The following is a 3,784-nucleotide window of genomic DNA, read 5'->3' on the forward strand; positions in this document are numbered from 1 at the left end:
GCGGAAAGAGCGGATGGCGCAGGAGAACGCGCCGCTGACTTTGCCCTCAGCGCCGAAACCCTAGACGAGGCCAGGGCCCGCACCGCGCGCGAGGAGCAGCAGCGCGCCGACGACGCACGCCAGCGCCGAGAGGATGACCGCCGCGCGCAGGCCGATGCCATGCGCGACGACTTTGTCCTGACAGGTAGCGACAGGGGCGCCGACCAGGCCGCCGCGCGCGGCCAGCAATCCATGTTCTCGAATCGTGCTGGCCGCGGTATTACTGCCGACCAGGCGCGCGAGGCAATCGCAGCCGACACCTACGGCCATGATGTCGACGTCTACGATAGCCTGGACGACGCGCCGGACTACGTGCGCGAGCAGGCGGAAGGCGAGGGCGCCAAGAGCGTCGAAGGCTTTTGGGACAGCCGCACGAACCGCGTCGCCCTGATAGCCTCGAATATCGACTCGCCCGAGCGCGCTGTGCAGGTCGCGCGTCACGAACTGCTCGCGCACTACGGGCTGGAGAACATGCTCGGCGCGGAGGAGATGGCACGCCTCGCGCAGCGCGTGATCACCGCAGAGCGGGACGGCAACAAGGCTATCGCCGAGGCCGCGGCCAAGGTCGATCGCACGCAGCCCGGACTGCCGCCGGAGAGCCGCGCGCGCGAGATCGTCGCCGTCATGGCTGAGTCCGGCGCCCATAACAGCATCGTGCGCCGCGTGCTCGACGCGATCCGCCAGTTTCTTCGCAAGATCGGCTTCATCAAGTCTGACGTCACGGACGCCGAGATCGCGCAACTGCTGCGCGATACGCAGGCATACCTACGCGAGAAGGGGGCCGAGCAGTCCGCAGAATCGGGTACGTCGTTCTCCGCGCGCGATCGTATCGACTACAGCCAGGACGAGCTCAAGTTCGGCCCGCGCCAGTCGTTCGAAGTGCCGGAGCCGCGCCTGTGGGACAACATTGTCCGCGCGCTGCAGGACAACAAGATCGACCTGAAGCGCGTGCAGGACGCCATTCGCAACGCCGGCAACACCATCCGCGAGCGCTCCGACGCCTACCTGAACGAGGAGCTGTACCACGGCCGCGTGTCCGCCCAGGTCGACGATCTGGTGGATCGCCGTGTTACGCCACTGCTGAAAGCCGTGCATGAATCCGGCCTGTCGCTGGCCGAGGTGAACCGCTACCTGTTCGCCCGCCACGCGCCGGAGCGCAACGAGCAACTTGCGAAGATCAACCCGCACCGCCGCCACAATCAGGCGCTGTCCGGCATGAGCAACACCGAGTCCGCCGGCATCCTTGGCGCGTTCCGCAACGAGGGGAAGACCGAGAAGCTGGAGCGCATCGCCGCGATGGTGGATGCGATCACTAAGGAGTCGCGCCGCCGCATCGTGTCGTCTGGCCTCGAACAGCGCGAAGTGGTCGATGCGTGGGAATCCGCCTACAAGAACTATGTCCCGCTGATGCAGGACATGCCGAGCCACGGCCGCCGGAAGGTGGGCGGTTTCGACGTGCGCGGCCCTGAGTCGCAGCGTTCGCTCGGCCAATCGGACAGCAACATCGCAAAGGCGGCCATTCAGCAGGACATCGTCGCCAACGTGATTGCCCAGGCGCAGACCACTATCCAGCGCGCCGAGAAGGCCAAGGTCGCGCGGTCGCTGCTCGATCTGGCCCGCGAGTTTCCGAATGATAAGTTCTGGCGTGTCGACCAGCCGCCGAAGAAGAAGCGGATCAACCCCGATACTGGCCTGGTGGAGCTGGCCGACGATCCGAATTTCAAGGCGAAAGAGAACGTGCTCACCGTCAAGGAGAACGGCGTCGAGCATTTCATCGTGTTCAACGAGCGCGATGAGCGCGCGATGCGGCTGGCCGAGGCCATGCAGAGTCTCGATGCGCCGCAGTTGCCGTGGGCGATCGAGGCGTTCGGCAAGGTGACGCGCTACCTGTCCCAGTGGATCACCGCGCGCAACCCGCTTTTCTGGATCACCAACTTCGCCCGCGACGTGCAGGGCGCAGCCTTCAACCTGCAAAACACGCCCATCGCCGGCAAGGAGGCGAAGGTACTCGCCAGCATTCCGAAGGCTATGGCTGGCTATTGGAAGATCGTCCGCGGCGACGGCGGCGGCCAGTGGGCAGAGTACGCACGCCAGTTCAAGGAAGACGGGTCCGAGACCGGATATGTGAAGTCGTTCGAAAGCCCTGCCGACCGGATGGCCGATCTGGAGAAGCAGGTCGAGGAAATGAAGCAGGGCAAGGCCGACCCGCGGCGTCTGGCTCGCTCGCTGGTCGAAATGATCGACGACTATAACAACATCGTCGAGAACGGCGTGCGCCTGGCGGTCTACCAGACCGCGCGCGATGCCGGCATCAGCAACAGGCAGGCGGCCAGCCTTGCGAAGAACATCACGGTCAACTTCAACCGCCGCGGCTCGCAGACCGCATTCGCCAACTCGCTGTATATGTTCTTCAACGCCAACCTGCAGGGCAATGCCCGCTTCCTTGGCGCGCTGGCAAAGAACCGTCGCGCCCAGGTGGTCGCCGGCGGCCTGGTAGCGATGGGCTTTGTAATGGACGCGGTGAACCGCGCCGTCGGCGGCGACGATGACGAGACGGGCAAGAAGAAGTACGACGAGATCCCCGATTTCGAGAAGGAGCGCAACTGGATCTTCATGTCTCCGTCGGGCAAGTACGTGAAGGTGCCGCTGCCGATCGGCCCGCACGTCATGGTCAACGCCGGTCGGCTCATGTCCGAGATGATCTTCAAGAAGGGCGGTGGCGTGCTGGACAAGGGTGCCAGCATGACGCGCGTGGCGCTGGATGCATTCAACCCGATGGGGTCGCCAGGGTCGCTCTCGCAGTTCCTGCTGCCGTCGGTTGTGAAGCCGCTGGCTCAGGCGGCCGAGAACAAGAGCTTCAACGGCGGCCCGGTGTACCGCGAAGGGGATGACCGCAGCTATACCGGCCCGGCGTATGATCGCGCCTTCCGCTCGACGGGCGACCAATGGAAAGCGGCGTCGAAGCTGCTGAACGACGTCACCGGTGGTGACAGCGTCAAGCCTGGCGCGATCGACGTGCCGCCGGAGGTGCTGCGCCTGATGTTCACCAGCTACCTATTCCCTGGCATCACGCAGACGGCAGATAAGACTGTCACCACGATCAGCGACTCCAGCAAGGGGAAGAAGGTTGAGGCTTCGCAGATCCCGGCACTGTCGCGGTTCTATGGCGAGGCGCCGGAGGAGCGTGCGCAGGAGCGTGCCTTCTACGAGGAAACCAAGAAGCTGAAGCAGACGGTCGGCCAGGCCAAGCGCTACGCCAAGGACGGCAACCGCGAGGGGATGGAGCGCGTCCTTACCGAGTTGGGCGACGGCGACCTGGCCGCCGGGAAAAAGCGCATGGGCGAGTTCGACGCCGCGGAGAAGGCGCTGCTGAACCTGAACAAGGCCCGGAAGCGCATCGAGACCGACGACAAGCCAGACGCCGATCAGCGCGAGCTGCTGAACGACATCGACGAGCGGCGCATGAAGGTAATGCGCCGGATCCTGTCCGGTCAGAAGTAAAGCGTCATTTCGCGCCGTCGGCTCTCACCCAGCCGGCGGCCTGAAGCTGCTGGGCGCAGCTATCGGCGACCATCTGTCCAGTCCCAACTTCCCGAGCGCGCGCGCCGCCATCGCAGACGACGACCTGTTCCGTCTTCGGGTTTCGCATGACGATTGGCGTTGCGCCACATGCGCTCAGCACCAGTCCGGCCACCAGCGCTCCGACGATTTTCTTCTGCATTTCGACCCCGATTGAGTTAGTTGT

The 3,784-nt window shown here is 64.8% G+C and carries 2 protein-coding genes; one reads left to right on the plus strand and one right to left on the minus strand.

Going from position 1 to position 3,784, the window contains the following annotated elements; genetic code table 11:
- Window positions 1-3,540, plus strand: a 3,540-nt coding sequence (locus I8N66_RS36250; protein ID WP_291165149.1) for an LPD38 domain-containing protein, incomplete at its 5' end; no start/stop codon positions are given.
- Between the two features lie 4 nt (window positions 3,541-3,544).
- Here I8N66_RS36250 and I8N66_RS36255 read toward each other — a convergent pair.
- The coding region (locus I8N66_RS36255) for a hypothetical protein (protein WP_291165152.1) at window positions 3,545-3,784 on the minus strand (240 nt) is incomplete at its 5' end.

This window comes from Ensifer sp. SSB1, assembly GCF_016652895.1.
In the GTDB taxonomy this organism is placed as follows: Bacteria; Pseudomonadota; Alphaproteobacteria; order Rhizobiales; family Rhizobiaceae; genus Ensifer.